Origin of the sequence: Olivibacter sp. EAT-5 (assembly GCF_044784325.1) — a bacterium.
Lineage (GTDB): Bacteria > Bacteroidota > Bacteroidia > Sphingobacteriales > Sphingobacteriaceae > Olivibacter > Olivibacter oleidegradans.
Genome location: NZ_CP173028.1, coordinates 1,701,546 through 1,718,357 on the forward strand (window position 1 = coordinate 1,701,546; position 16,812 = coordinate 1,718,357).

Consider the following 16,812-nt stretch of genomic DNA (forward strand, 5'->3'; position numbering starts at 1 on the left):
GAATTGTTTTTGATATCTTATCAATAACTTATTCCCTTCTGTTGATACAAACATAATAAAACTTCATAATATTTACCATATTTTTAATAAAATTTTTCATTTTTATAAATATTTTAAAAAATACCGTCAATAATTTATAAACATCAAAAAATCATGGAAAAAAAGTCTCAATTTTTAGAACTTGATAACTTAGATACGCAGATTTTATCTATTTTGATGAACGATGCATCAGTTCCATACACTGAAATTGCAAAAAAGCTAGTAGTTTCAGGTGGAACGATTCACGTTCGCATGAAAAAAATGGAAGAACTTGGCATTATCAGAGGTTCTAACCTAATTATTAACCCTCAATCTATAGGATTTGATATATGTGCATTCTTAGGTATATATTTAGAGAAAGGATCTCAATATAAAACGGCTGTTGAACAGCTAAAAGAGGTTAAAGAAGTGGTGGAATTGCATTATTGTACAGGTCAATATAGCATGTTTGCTAAAATTATATGTAGAGATACCAATCATTTACGTCATGTTTTGAATGAAGACATACAAGCTATTAAAGGAATAGCAAGAACTGAGACAATTATATCGCTGGAAGAGAGCATAAAGAGACAAATTTCACTGATATAGTACAAAAAAGGTAATAAAAATGAGTAAAATGCTATTATTTTATTATTTTTTATATTTTACCTGTTCTTTAATAGAAGCTTTATTACCGCTTTGTTGTTCTGTAGGAGGATATGATGTTTATTCAATTTTCTCTAAAATAAGCGCATATTTTTGGAAAGGGTGTAGTCGTTAAGCTAATTACCGGATTCAAACGAGGAGGAGAACGTTTAATTATCTCATTCGTATTTGTCATAGGTTTTAGGAAGATGGCACAAAAAAGCCTATCATTTAATGATAGGCTTTTTATTTAAGAGACGAATGTTTCTTATTTTACGTAAGAAACTTCTTTTACTGCGTTTATAATCTTTTTAATGCTAGGTAAAGCGGCTTCAATAAGCGTTGGTGCATATGGAAGAGGAACATCTGCAGAGGTAACACGAATAACCGGGGCGTCTAAATAATCAAAAGCATTCTTTTGAACATTGAAAGCGATCTCTGATGAGATAGAGGCTAAAGGCCAAGCTTCTTCTACAATGACCAGGCGATTTGTCTTTTTTACCGATTCTATAATCGCTGCATAATCAATCGGACGCACGGTTCTTAAATCTAATAAATCGACGGAGATGCCATCTTTAGCCAACTCTTGGACAGCAGGTATTACGACCCGTGGAATCATCTTACCAAAAGATACAATGGTTACATCCGTTCCTTCTTGTATTTTATGTGCTTTTCCTAACTCTAAATAATATTCTTCTTCCGGAACCTCTCCTTTGTCTCCGTACATCACTTCTGACTCCATGAAAATTACAGGATCCGGATCAAGGATGGATTGCTTTAATAAACCTTTTGCGTCGTAGGGATTAGAAGGAACAACAACTTTTAATCCGGGACAGTTTGCATACCAATTCTCAAAATTCTGTGAGTGTTGCGCAGCTAATTGGCCTGCATTACCTGTTGGGCCCCTAAATACAATTGGACAGGAATATTGGCCGCCACTCATCGAGTGGATCTTTGCTGCACCATTGATCACTTGATCAATGGCTACCAATGAAAAGTTGAAGGTCATAAATTCTATGATCGGTTTTAGACCTTTCATAGCTGCTCCAATACCGATACCAGCAAAGCCTAATTCGGCAATAGGTGTATCGATAATACGCTTAGCTCCGAATTCGTCAAGCATGCCCTGACTTACTTTGTAGGCACCATTGTATTCAGCAACTTCTTCGCCCATCAAGAAAATTTTCTCGTCTTTGCGCATTTCTTCGACCATTGCCTCGCGAAGTGCTTCTCTGAACTGTATTTCTCTCATTAGATATAAGTAATGTATTTAAATCAATTTTTTGTACGCAAAAGTACTTTAAAAAACTGAAAATATGAAGTAAATGATCGCTAATTCATTAATATTCACTTTCGATTTCAATATCTTGATCTACACCTGACCGAAAGAATTCCTGATAGTGATCATTATAGGGTAAATTAATACGCGGATCATGTTTGAAAGGTATTTGTTGGTTAAAAAGGTCTTCTAAAACCTGTCTTAAGCGAAGCTCAAATGCTTCTTTAAAGCTGGACAAACTTGCTTCTGAAAGCAGAAATTTACTGCCTCTTGATTTGGTATAAAACAAACTACCTTCTTGCCTTAATCTTCTTGCCACATACAGGTTCGGCTCCACCCCTATCTTGCCGGTTTTTTTCTCATAGATATACGTATAAAAGAGTGTTTGCAAGAGGGCTTTATTGAATTTTCCTGAAGATGGATCAAAAAGGGAATCGATATCGGTGTAGTCGAGCGCATCGCTTCCTGTTTTATAATCTACAATACGGATTTTCCCATCTTTTTCATCTACGCGGTCAATGATTCCATAGAGTTTAACAGATGATTCTTTCCCGTCGACTGTAATTGGAAAGTCAATGACATAATCTTGTTTATTCTCCAACTCGATAATCGTAAAGGGTGTATTCTTTAAATCATGGTGGATGAAAATCTGTGCATATTCTTTAACGATTTCAAGCACGATTTTTTCTGTGCTGGATGGGCTATTTATGTCAAAATAAGCAGGATTGCCATAAAAATCTTTTGCCGTTGCCTTCAGACACAAATGATCTAACCGGCTCAATTGATCTTTTATCCGTTGTGCGGTGATATGCGGGCTTACACGTTTAAGTTCTTCGTAAAACCATTGCATGATTTCATGTATAATGGAACCGATCCTATTTGCTTCAAAATCTTCGGTTAACAATTGGGGTTCCTTTATCTTAGCTACGTATTTGAGGAAGAAAAGAAGAGGAGATTGAAGAAAGGTTGTGAATGCCGTTGCCGAAATACCGGGACGTAGGCTATTGTCACGGTTCAAATAGGACTGCAAAATCTTCCCAATCTCATTCACCTTTTTTATTTCCATTGCGGGGGGCGCTTCGTTTGTTTTAATTATTTGTTGCTGCTTTAATTCGATGAAATTAAAGTGACTTTCGAATTGTAGTTGTTTGACAAATCGACTAATCTCTCCCGAGCTGTTTTCATCCACATGGCCATTATAAACAAGTGTAATTTGTTCGGCTCGCTGCATGAGTCGGTAAAACAAATAAGCGGAAAGTGCCTCTTGATTTTCCAGTACGGGGAGACCGTGAGCTCGGCGAATAGAATCAGGGATAAAAGTCGCTGAAGAGCTTGTTTTTGGTAAAATGCCTTCATTAACACCTAGTATATAAATTTCTTTAAAATCAAGATTTCTTGTTTCAAGAAGACCCATAACTTGTACACCGGATAAGGGATCACCCTCGATAGCAGCCGTTATTCCTTGCAGCGATTTCCTGATCAACGAAATTGTAAATTCGACGCTGAGTGAGGGGAGTGTGCTCAATGCATCATAGAGTTGGTTAAGTATCTTGAATACTTCTGTAAAAATAGCCGCGTCGGGATAAGTTAATAGCTCTTTTTCTTTTCTGATCTGGAAAATTTCGCGAATAATTTCCTGCAGGTTTTTGATTAGATATCTTCCGTCGGTTCTTTTGTCAAAGAAAGAGGTCCGGCTTACCGCTTGTAATTCGACAAGGGGTACATTTATATAATGATTGGTGTATATGAGTTGCTGAACTTGCTCTTTGATGGGATCAGGTGTATGAATAAGGGGATGGGAAAGAAAAATTTCGACATCTTTATAATATATAAGATCGCTCTTTTGCTGCAGATATCGTTCTTGTATCCTTAACCATAAGTCGACAATTCCATAGATTGGAGATTGTGAAATTGGAAATCCCATGGTTATATTAGTCTCTATTGATACCGGAATGCTTTGTAATGTTGGAATTAACAAACGTTCGTCTGCTAACAATACTGCTGTCAGGCCCTGACTGATAGCATCCGTGGATTTTTTATCAACAAGGAAGCTATCCAACAGCTTTGCCTGTGCCGTATAGCTTGTCGTTTGGACGATCTTAATATTTTGGTTACGATCTGCTAGCTGATTAAACGGGGCACCGAGTGCATGAAGCAATCCATGGCTGTTTAAATTACGACGGAGAAAAGCGCCGGCCTCTTGCTGAACGTCATCCAAATAGTATCGATCTACATCGAAATAAAAAAGTGCACGTTTCTCTTTTTGCCATTTTTTAAATAAGAGCGCTTCCGCTTTGTTCAAGGCATTAAAGCCGACGAAAACTAATTGCTTAAATTGGTATATATAGGACGGACTGGTTTCATCCCCTTTAGCAAAAGAGCGATAAAATTGGGAGTTCGTAGCTAGTCCACGTTCTTTTAATGCCTGATGAAAATCCGTATAAAGCAGTGGAAGTGTTTTCCAAAGTTCAATAAAACGATCCTGTATATAACTGTGTTTTTCGCTGTTGAAGGTCGACCAGAATTGAGCCATAAACGATAATTGTTCTTCCGAGAAATGAGGGAACTGTTTTTCTATTAAGGCAATATCGTATAATTCGGTATAGACCTCATTCGGTTCAACGAGGTCGTAGTCTAATTGAGCAAAATCATTTAAGATAATTTCGGCCATAGGATAGAATCGCTCTATACTCATTGTTTTTCCATCTATGCGTTGCTGGATGGCGTTGTAGCATTGATAGAGCGTAAGAATTTGAGTCAGTTTATCGGCCTCCCGCTCAACAAAAGCGTTATTGAAAAATTGTTGAACAGTAAAGAAAGAAGGACTCCAGATTGGTTTACCGATAAGCTCAGCTAAGTACTTCTTCATATACATTTCAGGACGCTTATTATTGAATATAATAGCAATATCCTTTAACTCTGAACCAAAGCGAGCGATTAAATCATTTGCAACTTCTTTTAAAAATGGGATCATTGTAAGCGAGATAAAGAGAAAGATTAAACTTCTACCAACCGGTTATTGAATGCATAAAATAAAAAGGTGCGTATATTTGGGTAACCCATTTCCTGTAAGTTCTGCTGGTATTCTTTCACCTGGGCAATATGTTGAGGTCTTTCCATTCCGGTAAACTTAAAATCCAATATGATCGTTTCATGCTCTCCAATTAATACTTTATCCGGGCGTAACACACTTCCGTCTTTCGTTATAATACGTTGTTCATTCAGACTTTGATAAGGCTTGTCCAAAAGCGCCGCTAATTGTTCATTATTACGAAGTCGTATGGCCTCATCAAGTAAAGTCATAAGCTCATCTTTTGTAATTAAGCCCTCACTTTGCATTGCATGGAGATAATTTGGAAATTCCGCTATTTCAGTTGTCAGGGATAACAGCTCATGCAGCAATAAGCCTTGACGTGTTGCTGCGTTCTGTTCGCCCAGCGACAGCAGTTCCTTTTTTATTTTTCGGTTGTCTAAGGCTTCCTTTAACAATTCTGAAATAGGATATTTATTAAAGCTCCAATTGTAATTGGGTGGGCTTTCCCAGAAATCGATACACCCTTCTTGGTATTTAACCGGAAGTATAGGGGATTTTTTTATATCTTTAAAAGGCGTTGTTGATGGATAAACAATGCCATGGCTATATTCTATACCGAGTTCGTCGCTATGTAGTGCTAGTACCGAGCGGAGCACATCCGCAATTAAGGAGTCACTTTCTTTTCCTTCTTTAATATCAGGCGCACTTATATAAAGTTCCTTTCTGGCACGCGTAGTAGCTACATAAAGTAGGTTTAACGCATCCATATAGTTGAAAAGCATTTCTTCCAGGTATGCCTTGAATAGCGATGATTTGACCAGCATACTGTTGTATTTTACGGGAACACTTCGAAGAATTTCATAAGAGGTGCCACTTGTATCCACCCAAAAGTTGCTGTTAACCATTCCGTCAAGCTCCCAGGAGCAAAACGGAATCATTACAACATCAAATGCCAGGCCTTTTGACTTATGAATAGTCATAATTTCTACCGCATTACTGCCTTCGTTTGCCGGCAATGCCTTCGTTTTTCCTTCTTCATCCCAATAACTAAGGAAGGAAGCGATGCCGCGTTCGCCCTGCGAACTAAATTCAGCTATAATGTCCCTAAAGGCTATTAAATAAGGAATGGTGGCTTCATCATGGGTTATTCCATAGCCATTGATCAACGATTCAACTAATTCTGTTAAAGGGTGTTGTTGCCATACGTACCAATTATTAATGACAATAGGGGGCAAGATCTTTCCCCAGACTTTAATATCGTATTGCGTGGCATTTAACCAAATCGAGGCTTCGTCCTCTTGATTTAATCCGTAAACTTGTTGATAAAGAAGGAGGCAATTTGCTCGATAAAGCGAGGCCTCCTCTACGGGTGTAATCATAGCTTTCAGGGTGTTAATAAGCAAGCGTATGCCGGGATTGTTGACCAATAAAAGCGCGTCTCCCGAGATTACCTCGAACTTATGAGATTCGTCCAGTTCCTTCTGAATGTGAAGCAAATACTCGATAATTTCGCGGGCCTCCGTGTTGTTTCGTACCAGAATACCTATTTGGCGAGCTTGGTATCTGCCCTCAGTCAGCCAATTGATAATCGTGTCGGATAGCGCTTTTAAAGCTGCTGGTTTAATCTCTTTACCGCGTGTTTTTGCGAAGGAGCTCGTAACGGGAAAAAAAGAAACGGTAACCCTCCCTCCTTCTTCGCCTTTGTCGGAGGGGATTTTTTGGACGGTTTCTGCATAGGCGTCGGTTAATATCTGTGTATATCCCGAAGCCTGCCACCATGAATTATATAAGCTATCACCTATTTCGGTGTAAATCTTATCATTTATTATTTGTTGTAAAAGTTTAGGTGCTTGAGTAAATAAAAAATTGTTGAATTTAATGATATTGGGAAGGCTTCGATAGTTCTCTTGAAGCGTCTGAAAACGGATGTGATGATCGCCTAAATCTCTTGTGGACTGATACTGTAGAATCCGCCAGTCGCCATTTCGCCAACGATAGATGCTTTGTTTAACATCACCTACAATGAGGTGATGGGGAATCGATCGGTTCCCTTCTGTACTAGCCAGCGCATTCACCAACAGAGGTTGAAAGTTATACCATTGGTTCGACGAAGTATCTTGAAATTCATCGAACAGAAAATATTTATAACGATTCCCGACTTTCTCATAAATAAAAGAAATGTTTTGGTCCTGATGGCGATTGATTTCTTTCAGGAGATTTTGTGCATCACTAATAAGAGAGACGTCATGCTCTGCTCTGTAATCAGCAAGCAACACGCTCATTTCTTTTAGTAGACGTAGGTAGTAAAAATTAGCCTGAACCGCTTTTGCTAAAAAGTAAGTGCGACTATGTTCTTCTTTATAGTTTAGAATCTGCCGCAAAAGCGGATTCAGTTTATTATACAGGTCGGATACAGCCCCACTGACGCCATTCTTTTGCCACTTTTCCGGATTATCAATATAATCGGCAAACTTGTCGATGGCTTCTAAATTATCGGGAGCCAAGGACGGGATTTTAGGAATCAGGTTTTGCGATTTACGTAGAAAAAGGTCGCTTGATACCCCCGAGCTATTCACTATTTCGGTCGCAATTTTTAACAAGCGTTCGATTTCTTTTTCAAAACGAGTAATGAGTTCGTCCGAAAGATCGCTAATCGTTGTGAAAACCACTTGTCGATCAGCTTCGCTCAGCTGAGAAATGGCTTCGTCAAAAGGATGAAATCGTTCTTTGAAAAGTTCATCGGCAAGTTTTTTCAGTACCGTTGTATAATTCCAATTCCTGTCGTTCTCTATCTGCTTTCTGGCGTAATTGATAATCCACTGTAGCAAGTCATCACGATCGTTCAATAGTTTATTGAGCCGTACTACCAAATCTTGCTTCACTTTATCGCTATTCATTTCCAAGCGATAGGCTGCATTTAAGCCCAGTTCGAAGCTAAAACTTCTAATAATCTTTTGGTAAAAACCGTCGATTGTACTGATGGCAAATCGACTATAGTTATGTAAAATTTGCCTGTAAACCTCCATCGCTTTTTGCTGTATATCTTGCCTGGAGAGTTGTGGATGGGCCTCTAATATAATATTGCGATAAGATTCGACCGCTTCGCTGCCTAGCGCGAGGCCTTCAATGACCGTTAAAATGCGGTGTTTCATTTCGGCAGTAGCCTTATTGGTAAAGGTGACGGCTAGAATTTCCGAAAAATGAACTTTACTAGTGAAGAGCAGACTGATGTAATGAGCGGTTAAGCTAAAAGTTTTCCCGGATCCGGCCGAAGCCTTTAATATTTTTACTGGAGGAAGATTGGCCATATTAAACAAAACGCTTTACTTTGTAAAGTACGTAAATTTATTCAGCGTGATGAAGAAAATCCTGGGTATATTCTTTATTTATATTGTTTTTGTTTTACAAGTAGCTGCACAGCAAGAAAGACAGAAATTGTACCACCCTGAAGCAGATGCACAATCTGAAATACAAGCAGCTGTCGAAAAGGCAAAAAAAGAAAGAAAGCATGTTTTTATCCAAATCGGAGGAAACTGGTGTGTCTGGTGCTTGCGATTTAATGAACTGGTTACCGGAAATGATACATTGAAGAATTATATACAACGTAATTATGAGGTTGTGCATGTGAATTATAGTAAAGAGAACAAGAACGAAGCCGTACTAGCTTCCTTAGAGTATCCACAGCGGTTCGGGTTTCCGGTATTTGTTATTTTGAACGAAAAGGGGAATCGGATTCATACCCAGAATAGTGCCTATTTGGAAGAAGGAAAAGGACATAGCGCCAAGAAGGTACTTGAATTTTTGGAGAACTGGTCACCCACAGCATTAGACCCGAAATCGTACAAGCAGTAATTTTTCAGGAGGATGTCTCGTGATGGAAATAAATGACGTATCATACTTTACTCATGAAGTTATGTAACAAAAGTGCTATATTAAGCTCCAATATTAAAAGTAAAGGTAATGAAAGAGCAAAAAATCTTGATGATGATTCCGGATATTGCACCGGAGGAAATGATATTTTTAAGGAGCGCTTTACAAGCTATTAAGGAAGAGAATGCAGAAGAATTTCTTTTTCTTTACAAAGGGAAAAGAAAAGGGACGCAAGAAGTGATGCTGATGACCTTAATAGGCTTTCTTGGCATTGCAGGCATCCAACGCTTTATGCTAAAACAAATCGGCATGGGCATATTATATCTTTTGACCTTTGGCTTTTGTTATGTCGGAACAATTGTAGATCTCATCAATCACAAAAGGCTTACGAGCGATTATAACGAACAAATGGCTCTTGAAACAATGCAGCTTATGCAAATCTATCGCGCTTAACTCCAAAGGGTTGCATTTGTCAGTTAGGTATCGTAGTCTGCATATTCGATGGCCCGCTTTCGTTTTTTAAGCGATCAATAGCTGTTATGACATAAGTGTATCGCGACCCTCCTCTGACAGCCTGATCGGTATAAAAGGTTCGATTCGCATCAAAGATTATTTCCAGGATATTTTGAGCATTATTTAAATTAATTTCCTCCCCTTCGTCAAATCGATACACAACATAGCCATAGGCCGTTTCCCCATCGGTTGCCATTGGGGGTTTATCCCATCGTAAGGATACACCGCCGGTAGTTAAATTATGATAGAGGAGATTTTGTGGAGCCAATGGAGGAATACTATCGAGCCAGGGCATGGTAGGCTGGAGGGATTTGTATCGATAGAAATTGTATTGTAAGGAATCCCTAAAGCCACCAAGATTATTCACAAGTGATTTGGAGCTAAAATAAACACTTCCTTGTATAGCCGAAAACTTCCTCAAGTGGCGAATTTGATTTGGAAGTTGACGTCTGTCCCTCCACCCCGTGCTATTGTCCGCGGCTCGATAGGCGGCTTGTCCAATATATATATGCTTGCCGTAGCCATTTGTATTCCACCAATCGATGAGTATTTCATAGGCCGCAGCGCGATTATTAAAAGGGAAATATATCTGCGGATTAATATAATCAACCCAGCCATTTTGGAGCCATGTTCTTGCATCAGCGTACAATTGAGAATAACCACTTAAACCGGAAGTTTCAGAGCCTTCAGGATGTTGTTTTTTATTTTGCCAGATACCAAAAGGACTGATACCGAATTTTACATATTTCTTTTCGTGGTGGATACTATCTGCCAATGTTTTTATCAATTGATTGACATTATTTCTTCGCCAATCATCTATCCTTGAAAAGCCTTGTCCATAGCGTTGGAAAGTATTTGCATCGGGAATAGATTGTCCCCCCGCTGGATAAGGATAAAAATAGTCATCAAAATGAACGCCGTCAATATCGTAGTTTTTAACAACAGACATAATTACTTCCACAATGTACTTTTTTACTTCGGGGATACCCGGATTGAAGAGCTTTTTTCCTGCATAAGTGAAAAACCAGTCGGGATGTTGTTTGGTAATATGATTGCTACTAACATTTGCTTCGTTTAAGTCGAAGGTAGCACGATAAGGATTAAACCAAGCGTGTAGCTCCATTCCCCTATTGTGGGCTTCTTGTATGGCAAAATCCAAGGGGTCATATAAAGGATTGGGAGCCTGTCCCTGGCTGCCGGTTAAGAAGCGTGACCACAACTCCTTTCCTCGTGCATATATTGCATCGGCGGAGGGCCTGACCTGTAGGAATATAGCGTTAATGCCCGCCCGTTGATGGGCATCTAAGAGCCGTAAAAGTTCTTGTTTTTGGATGTCGGATGACAGGCCGGCTTTACTTGGCCAATCTATATTGACAACAGTGGATACCCAAACACCTCTTAGTTCTCTCTTAGGAATAGGATCTGTACTTTGTGCTTGCGTACTCAAGCAAAGAAATGGAAAAAGGTAAAATAAGAGGCCTAATGATTTATTAAAGAGGTGAATGTTCATCAAATATACAGTATTTGTTTCAGTAGCTTTTCTTTATAAAAAGCTGTAAAGATAAGTATAGTATTGAGTATGAGAAAAAAATTGAGCAAAAGTGTAACTGCTGATCGCGGTATGTATTGATAATAGTACAGGCGAAGGTTTATCACCATGAAAGCACACTGATATACTGCTTTTTTAGGATAATTGTTGTTGGAACAATTTTTGCTAATCGTTTTGAGCCTAATGTTTAAACGTACAAAAATGGAAGAGAATGATATAGTCTATAAACCGTCTGTTAAACTAGATAACAATGGGGGTGTTGAGCAGCAAGTAGACGTACAGGAACGAGGAAAAGACAATCCAAAGATTTATTTTTTCATTTTCGCTATTTTAGCGTTACTAGCTACGAACATTTATTTTTATATTAAATATAAGAGTTCCAGCGAACAACAAACAACGATATTGAGTGAGAAAATTCAGATGGAGACCGAGCTGGATAGGATCGAAGTGGAGTTGGACCGCGTTACCAAAGAAAACCTGAATTTAACGGAATCCTTAAAAGCAACACAAGATAATGCGCGGACCAAAATAGAGGAATTGCGTGCAAAACTGACTCAAAACGAATTGAATCGTACCGAGCTTCAAAGGGCGAGGGAGGAAATTGCCGAACTGAGAGGAGCAGTATCTAGGTATACAAAGGATATCAAGCAGTTGAAAAACGAAAATGCGTTATTGGTATCGGAGAGGGATCGTCTGAAAGAGAGTGTTACTACAGCGACAAAGAAAGCAAGCGAGCTGGAGAATATTAATAGTGAACTTGAACATAAAGTAGAAATTGCTACGGCATTGAAGCTTTCTTCGATCAATATAAATGCAGTTAGAGAACGAAAAAGCAACAATGAAAGTGTAGAGACCAAAGCAAAACGTACGGATAAGTTAAAGATAGAGTTTAGTATTGCCGATAATCCACTTGCAAAAAAAGCGATTTACGATGTTTACATCAGAGTGATAGAACCCAATGGAAATCTGTTGATTACAGAGAACCACATTTTCGAAGTAGACGGCGTAGAGATGCAATATACAGACAAGACGGGAATAGAGTTTTCAAACGACGGAAAACTTTATACGATTGAGTGGAAAGGCGCTGAAAATTTTAAACCCGGAACATACACCATTGTATTATATACGAATAAGGGAACCATGGGAAAGGGGACCATTCGACTGACGTAAACGGAAAGCTCAGAGTGGTATTTCTATAAAAAAGGTCGTTCCTTTACCGATTTCTGTTGAATAGCTGATCGAGCCTTTCATACTTTCAACGGTTTGTTTTACGAAAGCTAAACCCAGTCCGGTACCGGAGCTTTTGGTCGTGAAATTTGGCTGGAATATGCGATCTCGAACCTGTTCATCTATTCCATTTCCATTATCTTTAATGGCGATAATCAGCAAGCTTTTATTTCTTTTCACAGAGATATGGATTAAGCATTTTCCGCGGCCAGCCTTTGCTTCTATCGCGTTTTTAATGAGGTTGCTAAAGGATCTTCGGAGTTGGTCTTTGTCTCCTCTTACCATCACAGATCCCTCTGCCTGGTTGCTGAAAGAAATCTCAACGGCGGCGGTGTTGTTGTAGATCGGTATTATTTTTTCTATTGTATCGATAATATCCACGTCTTCAAGCTGTGTGTCGGGCATTTTCGCAAAATTTGAAAATTCGGAGGCAATAGTGGATAAACTATCGATCTGCTCAATGAACGATTTACTAAAGCGCTTGAATTTTTGGTCAAAATTAGGATCATTTTCCTTCCACGAGCGTTCTAGTAATTGCACACCGAGTTTTAAAGGCGTTAGCGGGTTTTTTATCTCGTGAGCCACCTGCTTAGCCATCTCCCTCCAAGCAGACTCCCTTTCAGATTGCGCTATTCTGTTAGCGCTTATTTCCAAAGCCGCAATCATGTTGTTATATTCTTTGATTAAGGAGCCGATTTCATCGTTTCTTTTCCAGAAAATGGGCTCATTTGTTTTTCCGATAGAAGTTTTTGCTAAACTTCTCTGAACTAGGCTTAAAGGCGAGGTAATCCGGTTAGCAATAAACACGGCAAATAAACCTAAAGCGACTATTACCAGTGCGTATATATTTATCAGCGTACTTAGCAACATCCCTATCCGATCCGCAAATTCCTTTTCGTCAGAAAAATAAGGAAGGCTTAAATAAGCAATCGTTTCGTCCTGATCATTTTTTATAGGGGCATAAGCAACCGGGTATTCTAAATTGCCGATCGCTTCCTTATGGAAATATTCAGATCGCCGGAATTTAGACATATGCAACCAAGCTTTGGCGTTCATGTGTTTTGACGTTAAGCCCAGGTCGTAAATCTTACTTTGGGTAGTATAAAATAAAACACCTTCTGTATTGTAAAGACTGATATCGGTTGCGTTTGAAGTTGCGGTATTGTAAAGTTCTTTTTCAATTTCGGGATTTTTGGCTTCGGTATTTTTAAAGGCGGAAGATTCCAGCCCGGATGTAATGGTTTCTAAACCGGAAACCATTTGATTAATGCGTTTAACTGTATTTATTTCCTGTTGGTGTGCATATTGATTACTTACACTGAAGAAGGTAATAACACCGGCGATAATCAAGGTAATTACAACAGCCGAAACAACAAAAGCTTGTATACGTGTCCGATACAGGATCTTGTTTTGTGTTATCCAAAAAGAGCGCCTTACTGTTCGAAAACTGAAATCATAATTTTTAAAAGTTATAATCAACCATTGTGAGGCATAGACCGTAACCGCAAAAACCAGAAGTACAAGGAATAAAAAGGACAAGGAGGCTAATTGCATCCAAAGGCCTTGCCGATCTTTGCTTAATACCATTAATATATGCTCATTTGGTCGATACATGAGTTCCCCTCCCCCATTTACCGTGTTTACCCGAATAAATTGAAAACGTTCTTTTGGATAATCACGATCGTTTGCAGGAAAAAGATGATCCCCGAACTGATTGAGCAACTTTCCGTTCCGGTAAAGGGCAAAGGAATATTGCTCTAGATTTTCTTGCTTATTAAGTCGACCATTACTCAGGATTTCAGGAAAGGATGCATAACGCTCGAAGGCCTTACTTGTCAATTCAATTAATGTAGTGCCCACTTCTTTTCCATCGGCAATAACCGGGATTAGACCAAAATATAAAAGGCTTCCGAAATTGTTGTTAATGCGATAAAAATATTCCGAAACCTTGATGGAACCAGATTCCACCTTTTCTTTGTAATAAGCTAATTTTTGAACATTCTTAACCTCATTGGTGAAACCTTTTTTCAGTTCATATATGTTAAATTCGTAGCGAGAAAGGTAACCGCTGAAATAGGTTTGTTTGATGTAATCGTTCAGCACATGAACATTATACTTTTGAGGTTGTGAGAAATAGTTTATTAGATAATGATCTTTCGCAACCGTATTTTCTATGCTGTAAAAAATAAATACAGCATCCGGGTCGTCTGCCGACTCCAAGCGCTGCAAGATTAATTTCTGGGTTTCCAGTTCTTTATCATTAATAAACTTAGTCTGATTTAAGGATGCAATCCATGCAAAAAGCAGCAGGGTGGTAATGAATACAACTAAGTTAAAATCTTTCTTGCTGAAGAAAGTTAAGGCTCGCAGTAAAATGATGCTGCTAAAAAGAAAGAAGGATAAGGTCAGTTCGTTTATGAAAAGAAGAGTAACGCTGTAAACAACAAGTGTTATAAAAGACAACGTGAACCATTGGCGTTTGTGAATATCAAAGCTTAAACTAACTGCCATCAACACTTCCAACAGTAAATAAAGGTTGAGTATAACCAGGCATAAAGCAGAGATTCCCAGCCAGCTAAAAATGTTGAGTTTCAAAACATTCGTGACATCGAATTGAATATTTGAATTTCCGATTAACCCACTAAAAACCTGAACAATTTGAGAACTGATCAGATAAATGAGAAGTGATGATATTACGAAAAATACTACTTTTAAAAAAGTATTGATGGAAGGCCTCTTTACAAAAAGCTGAAATCGATAATTGTAGATATAGCACATAAACCAGGCACCGGCAATTACATTCAATAAAAAGGCACCTAAAGAGGGGAAAACAAAGCTTGAGGCATAATATTTCGGATCAAAAATCTCGTTAAAAAAGTGAGTGGCGAGTAAACCATTAGATAAATCGAGGTATCTTGTCAGGATAAAAAATGAGAGAAAGGCCAAGGCTGACAACTTTACTTTTCCTTTACCTGCCATCCACGCGCAAACGCTGTTCATTAGAACGGTTGCAAAAAACATAGCGGCAAGCCACATCGCCAGCTCTAACTTGGAGAAGAGCGTATTGTATGTCTGTTGTTTCAGCTTCACCGAAAACAGGTATTTCCCATCGCTACTTCGTATATTATATACAGGATTATCGTCATAATTGGCAATCGTCAGATTCTGGCTACGGATTAAATCCGGTGAAAAGTCCTCGTTGAGATAATCGTTTTTTAGTGCATATTTCGATTTAATAGGAATTAGGCAAACTACAGAAAATCCACCTTTTGATCTTTTAATCGCTTCATACCAACCATTATCTGCTACAATTAATGAGCTTCCTTCGGGTAATCCGGCATCTGATTGCGGCACGATCTTATCGGAGCCCCAAAAGGTCAGCTCGCTATTGGAATAGGTATATACCAGAACTTTTTTCTTTTCCCCAAAATATTGAACAACGTGCGCCGTTAATTTCTCATTGTTTTGAATGTCTTTAAGCGCATTAAAACTGGCACTATCTTTAAGAAAAGCTTTTATGAAGAGTTCCTTTTTATGTAGGTTCTGCTCGATCCGTTTTGCCTCTATCCGTAAAATTTCTTCCTTTCTGAAAGTTAAATGAATAGTTAGTGCCGTGCCAATAAAGCAGAGTGTTAGTACCAGAAGTAATACCCGTATTTTTAAAGAGTTATTCAAAGTAAAAAGTATTGCTTTTGGTAAAAATATGAAAAAACCTCATACGTATAAAGAAAACGTATGAGGTGTAGAAAGAATACGGTATCCGTAAATTTAGGGGAGCTGAGCAGCGGCGGTCTCTGCTTGCCTATTTACCTTCTTTACCAGTCCCTGTAACACATTTCCCGGACCTACTTCTGTAAAAGACGTTGCCCCATCGGCTAACATGTGTTCAATAGTTTGTGTCCACTTAACGGCACCGGTTAACTGCGCAATGAGATTTTCTTTAATTTTAGCAGGATCGGAATAGGCTTTGGCATCAATATTTTGATATACCGGACAGATCGGTTCTTTGATGGACACTTTTTCAATGGCTTCTTGCAATTCTGCGCGTGCCGTTTCCATTAATGGGGAATGAAAAGCGCCTCCGACATTTAATTTCAACGCTCTTTTTGCGCCCGCCTGCAATAAGAGTTCACAAGCTTTATCGACTCCCGCAATCGTTCCGGAAATTACCAATTGTCCGGGACAATTATAATTGGCAGGAACAACGACGTCACTAACGCGCTGGCAAATATCTTCGACCGTAAAATCGTCCAAGCCTAAAATAGCAGCCATGGTCGAAGGCTGAATCTCGCAAGCCTTCTGCATGGCGTTGGCCCTTTTGGATACTAAGATAAGACCATCTTCAAAGCTTAGCGCTTGGGCTGCCACAAGTGCTGAAAACTCACCCAGTGAATGTCCTGCTACCATTTGTGGATCAAATTGATCGCCGAGTGCTTGAGCTAGAATAACGGAATGTAAAAAAATTGCGGGTTGTGTAACGTTCGTTTTTTTAAGATCCTCTTCTGTTCCTTCGAACATTATATCCGTAATACGAAATCCCAAGAGTTCATTTGCCTGTTCAAATAGATTACGGGTATTTTCTTTGTATTCGTAAAGATCCCGTCCCATTCCTACAAATTGGGCTCCTTGTCCAGGGAATAAATAGGCCTTCTTCATGCGTTTATGATTGTTTTAATG

General features: G+C 38.8%; 10 protein-coding genes. 4 read left to right on the forward strand and 6 right to left on the reverse strand.

Features of this window, described 5'->3' with window-relative positions; all coding sequences use genetic code 11:
• The first annotated feature begins 153 nt into the window (after nt 1-153).
• Nucleotides 154-627, forward strand: coding sequence for an Lrp/AsnC ligand binding domain-containing protein (locus ACH11B_RS06855; protein WP_013664599.1), 474 nt, complete (start codon nt 154-156; stop codon nt 625-627).
• Nucleotides 628-931: 304 nt separating this feature from the next.
• Here the strand turns inward: ACH11B_RS06855 and ACH11B_RS06860 are convergent, their stop codons facing one another.
• From ACH11B_RS06860 to ACH11B_RS06870, 3 genes are all read right to left on the reverse strand, one after another.
• The gene (locus ACH11B_RS06860; protein ID WP_013664600.1) at nt 932-1,915 is read right to left on the reverse strand and encodes a pyruvate dehydrogenase complex E1 component subunit beta; all 984 of its coding nucleotides are present in this window, start codon (nt 1,913-1,915) and stop codon (nt 932-934) included.
• Nucleotides 1,916-2,003: 88 nt separating this feature from the next.
• The gene (locus tag ACH11B_RS06865) at nt 2,004-4,916 is read right to left on the reverse strand and encodes a PD-(D/E)XK nuclease family protein (RefSeq protein WP_130854622.1); all 2,913 of its coding nucleotides are present in this window, start codon (nt 4,914-4,916) and stop codon (nt 2,004-2,006) included.
• 23 nt (nt 4,917-4,939) lie between these two features.
• The gene (locus ACH11B_RS06870; RefSeq protein ID WP_130854621.1) at nt 4,940-8,284 is read right to left on the reverse strand and encodes an exodeoxyribonuclease V subunit beta; all 3,345 of its coding nucleotides are present in this window, start codon (nt 8,282-8,284) and stop codon (nt 4,940-4,942) included.
• Nucleotides 8,285-8,333: 49 nt separating this feature from the next.
• Between ACH11B_RS06870 and ACH11B_RS06875 the strand changes: the two genes are divergently transcribed.
• Entirely contained in the window at nt 8,334-8,828 is a 495-nt protein-coding gene (locus ACH11B_RS06875) for a thioredoxin family protein (protein WP_130854620.1), read from the forward strand.
• A 108-nt stretch (nt 8,829-8,936) separates the two neighbouring features.
• Nucleotides 8,937-9,299, forward strand: a complete 363-nt coding sequence (locus ACH11B_RS06880) for a TM2 domain-containing protein (RefSeq protein ID WP_013664604.1) — start codon at nt 8,937-8,939, stop codon at nt 9,297-9,299.
• A 19-nt stretch (nt 9,300-9,318) separates the two neighbouring features.
• Here the strand turns inward: ACH11B_RS06880 and ACH11B_RS06885 are convergent, their stop codons facing one another.
• Entirely contained in the window at nt 9,319-10,869 is a 1,551-nt protein-coding gene (locus tag ACH11B_RS06885) for a glycoside hydrolase family 10 protein (RefSeq protein WP_130854619.1), read from the reverse strand.
• Nucleotides 10,870-11,109: 240 nt separating this feature from the next.
• Between ACH11B_RS06885 and ACH11B_RS06890 the strand changes: the two genes are divergently transcribed.
• A complete protein-coding gene (locus ACH11B_RS06890; RefSeq protein WP_130854618.1) occupies nt 11,110-12,078 on the forward strand; it encodes a hypothetical protein in 969 nt (322 codons plus the stop codon).
• 9 nt (nt 12,079-12,087) lie between these two features.
• On the opposite strand, the gene ACH11B_RS06895 is transcribed toward ACH11B_RS06890, so the two are convergent.
• Together ACH11B_RS06895 and fabD are read right to left on the reverse strand one after the other, a co-directional pair.
• Nucleotides 12,088-15,810 carry an ATP-binding protein gene (locus ACH11B_RS06895; RefSeq protein ID WP_377613138.1) on the reverse strand — a complete coding sequence of 1,241 codons (3,723 nt, stop codon included), beginning with the start codon at nt 15,808-15,810 and terminating at the stop codon, nt 12,088-12,090.
• Between the two features lie 93 nt (nt 15,811-15,903).
• On the reverse strand, nt 15,904-16,791 hold the full coding sequence (gene fabD, locus ACH11B_RS06900) for an ACP S-malonyltransferase (protein WP_377613139.1): 888 nt from the start codon (nt 16,789-16,791) through the stop codon (nt 15,904-15,906).
• Between the last annotated feature and the right edge of the window lie 21 nt (nt 16,792-16,812).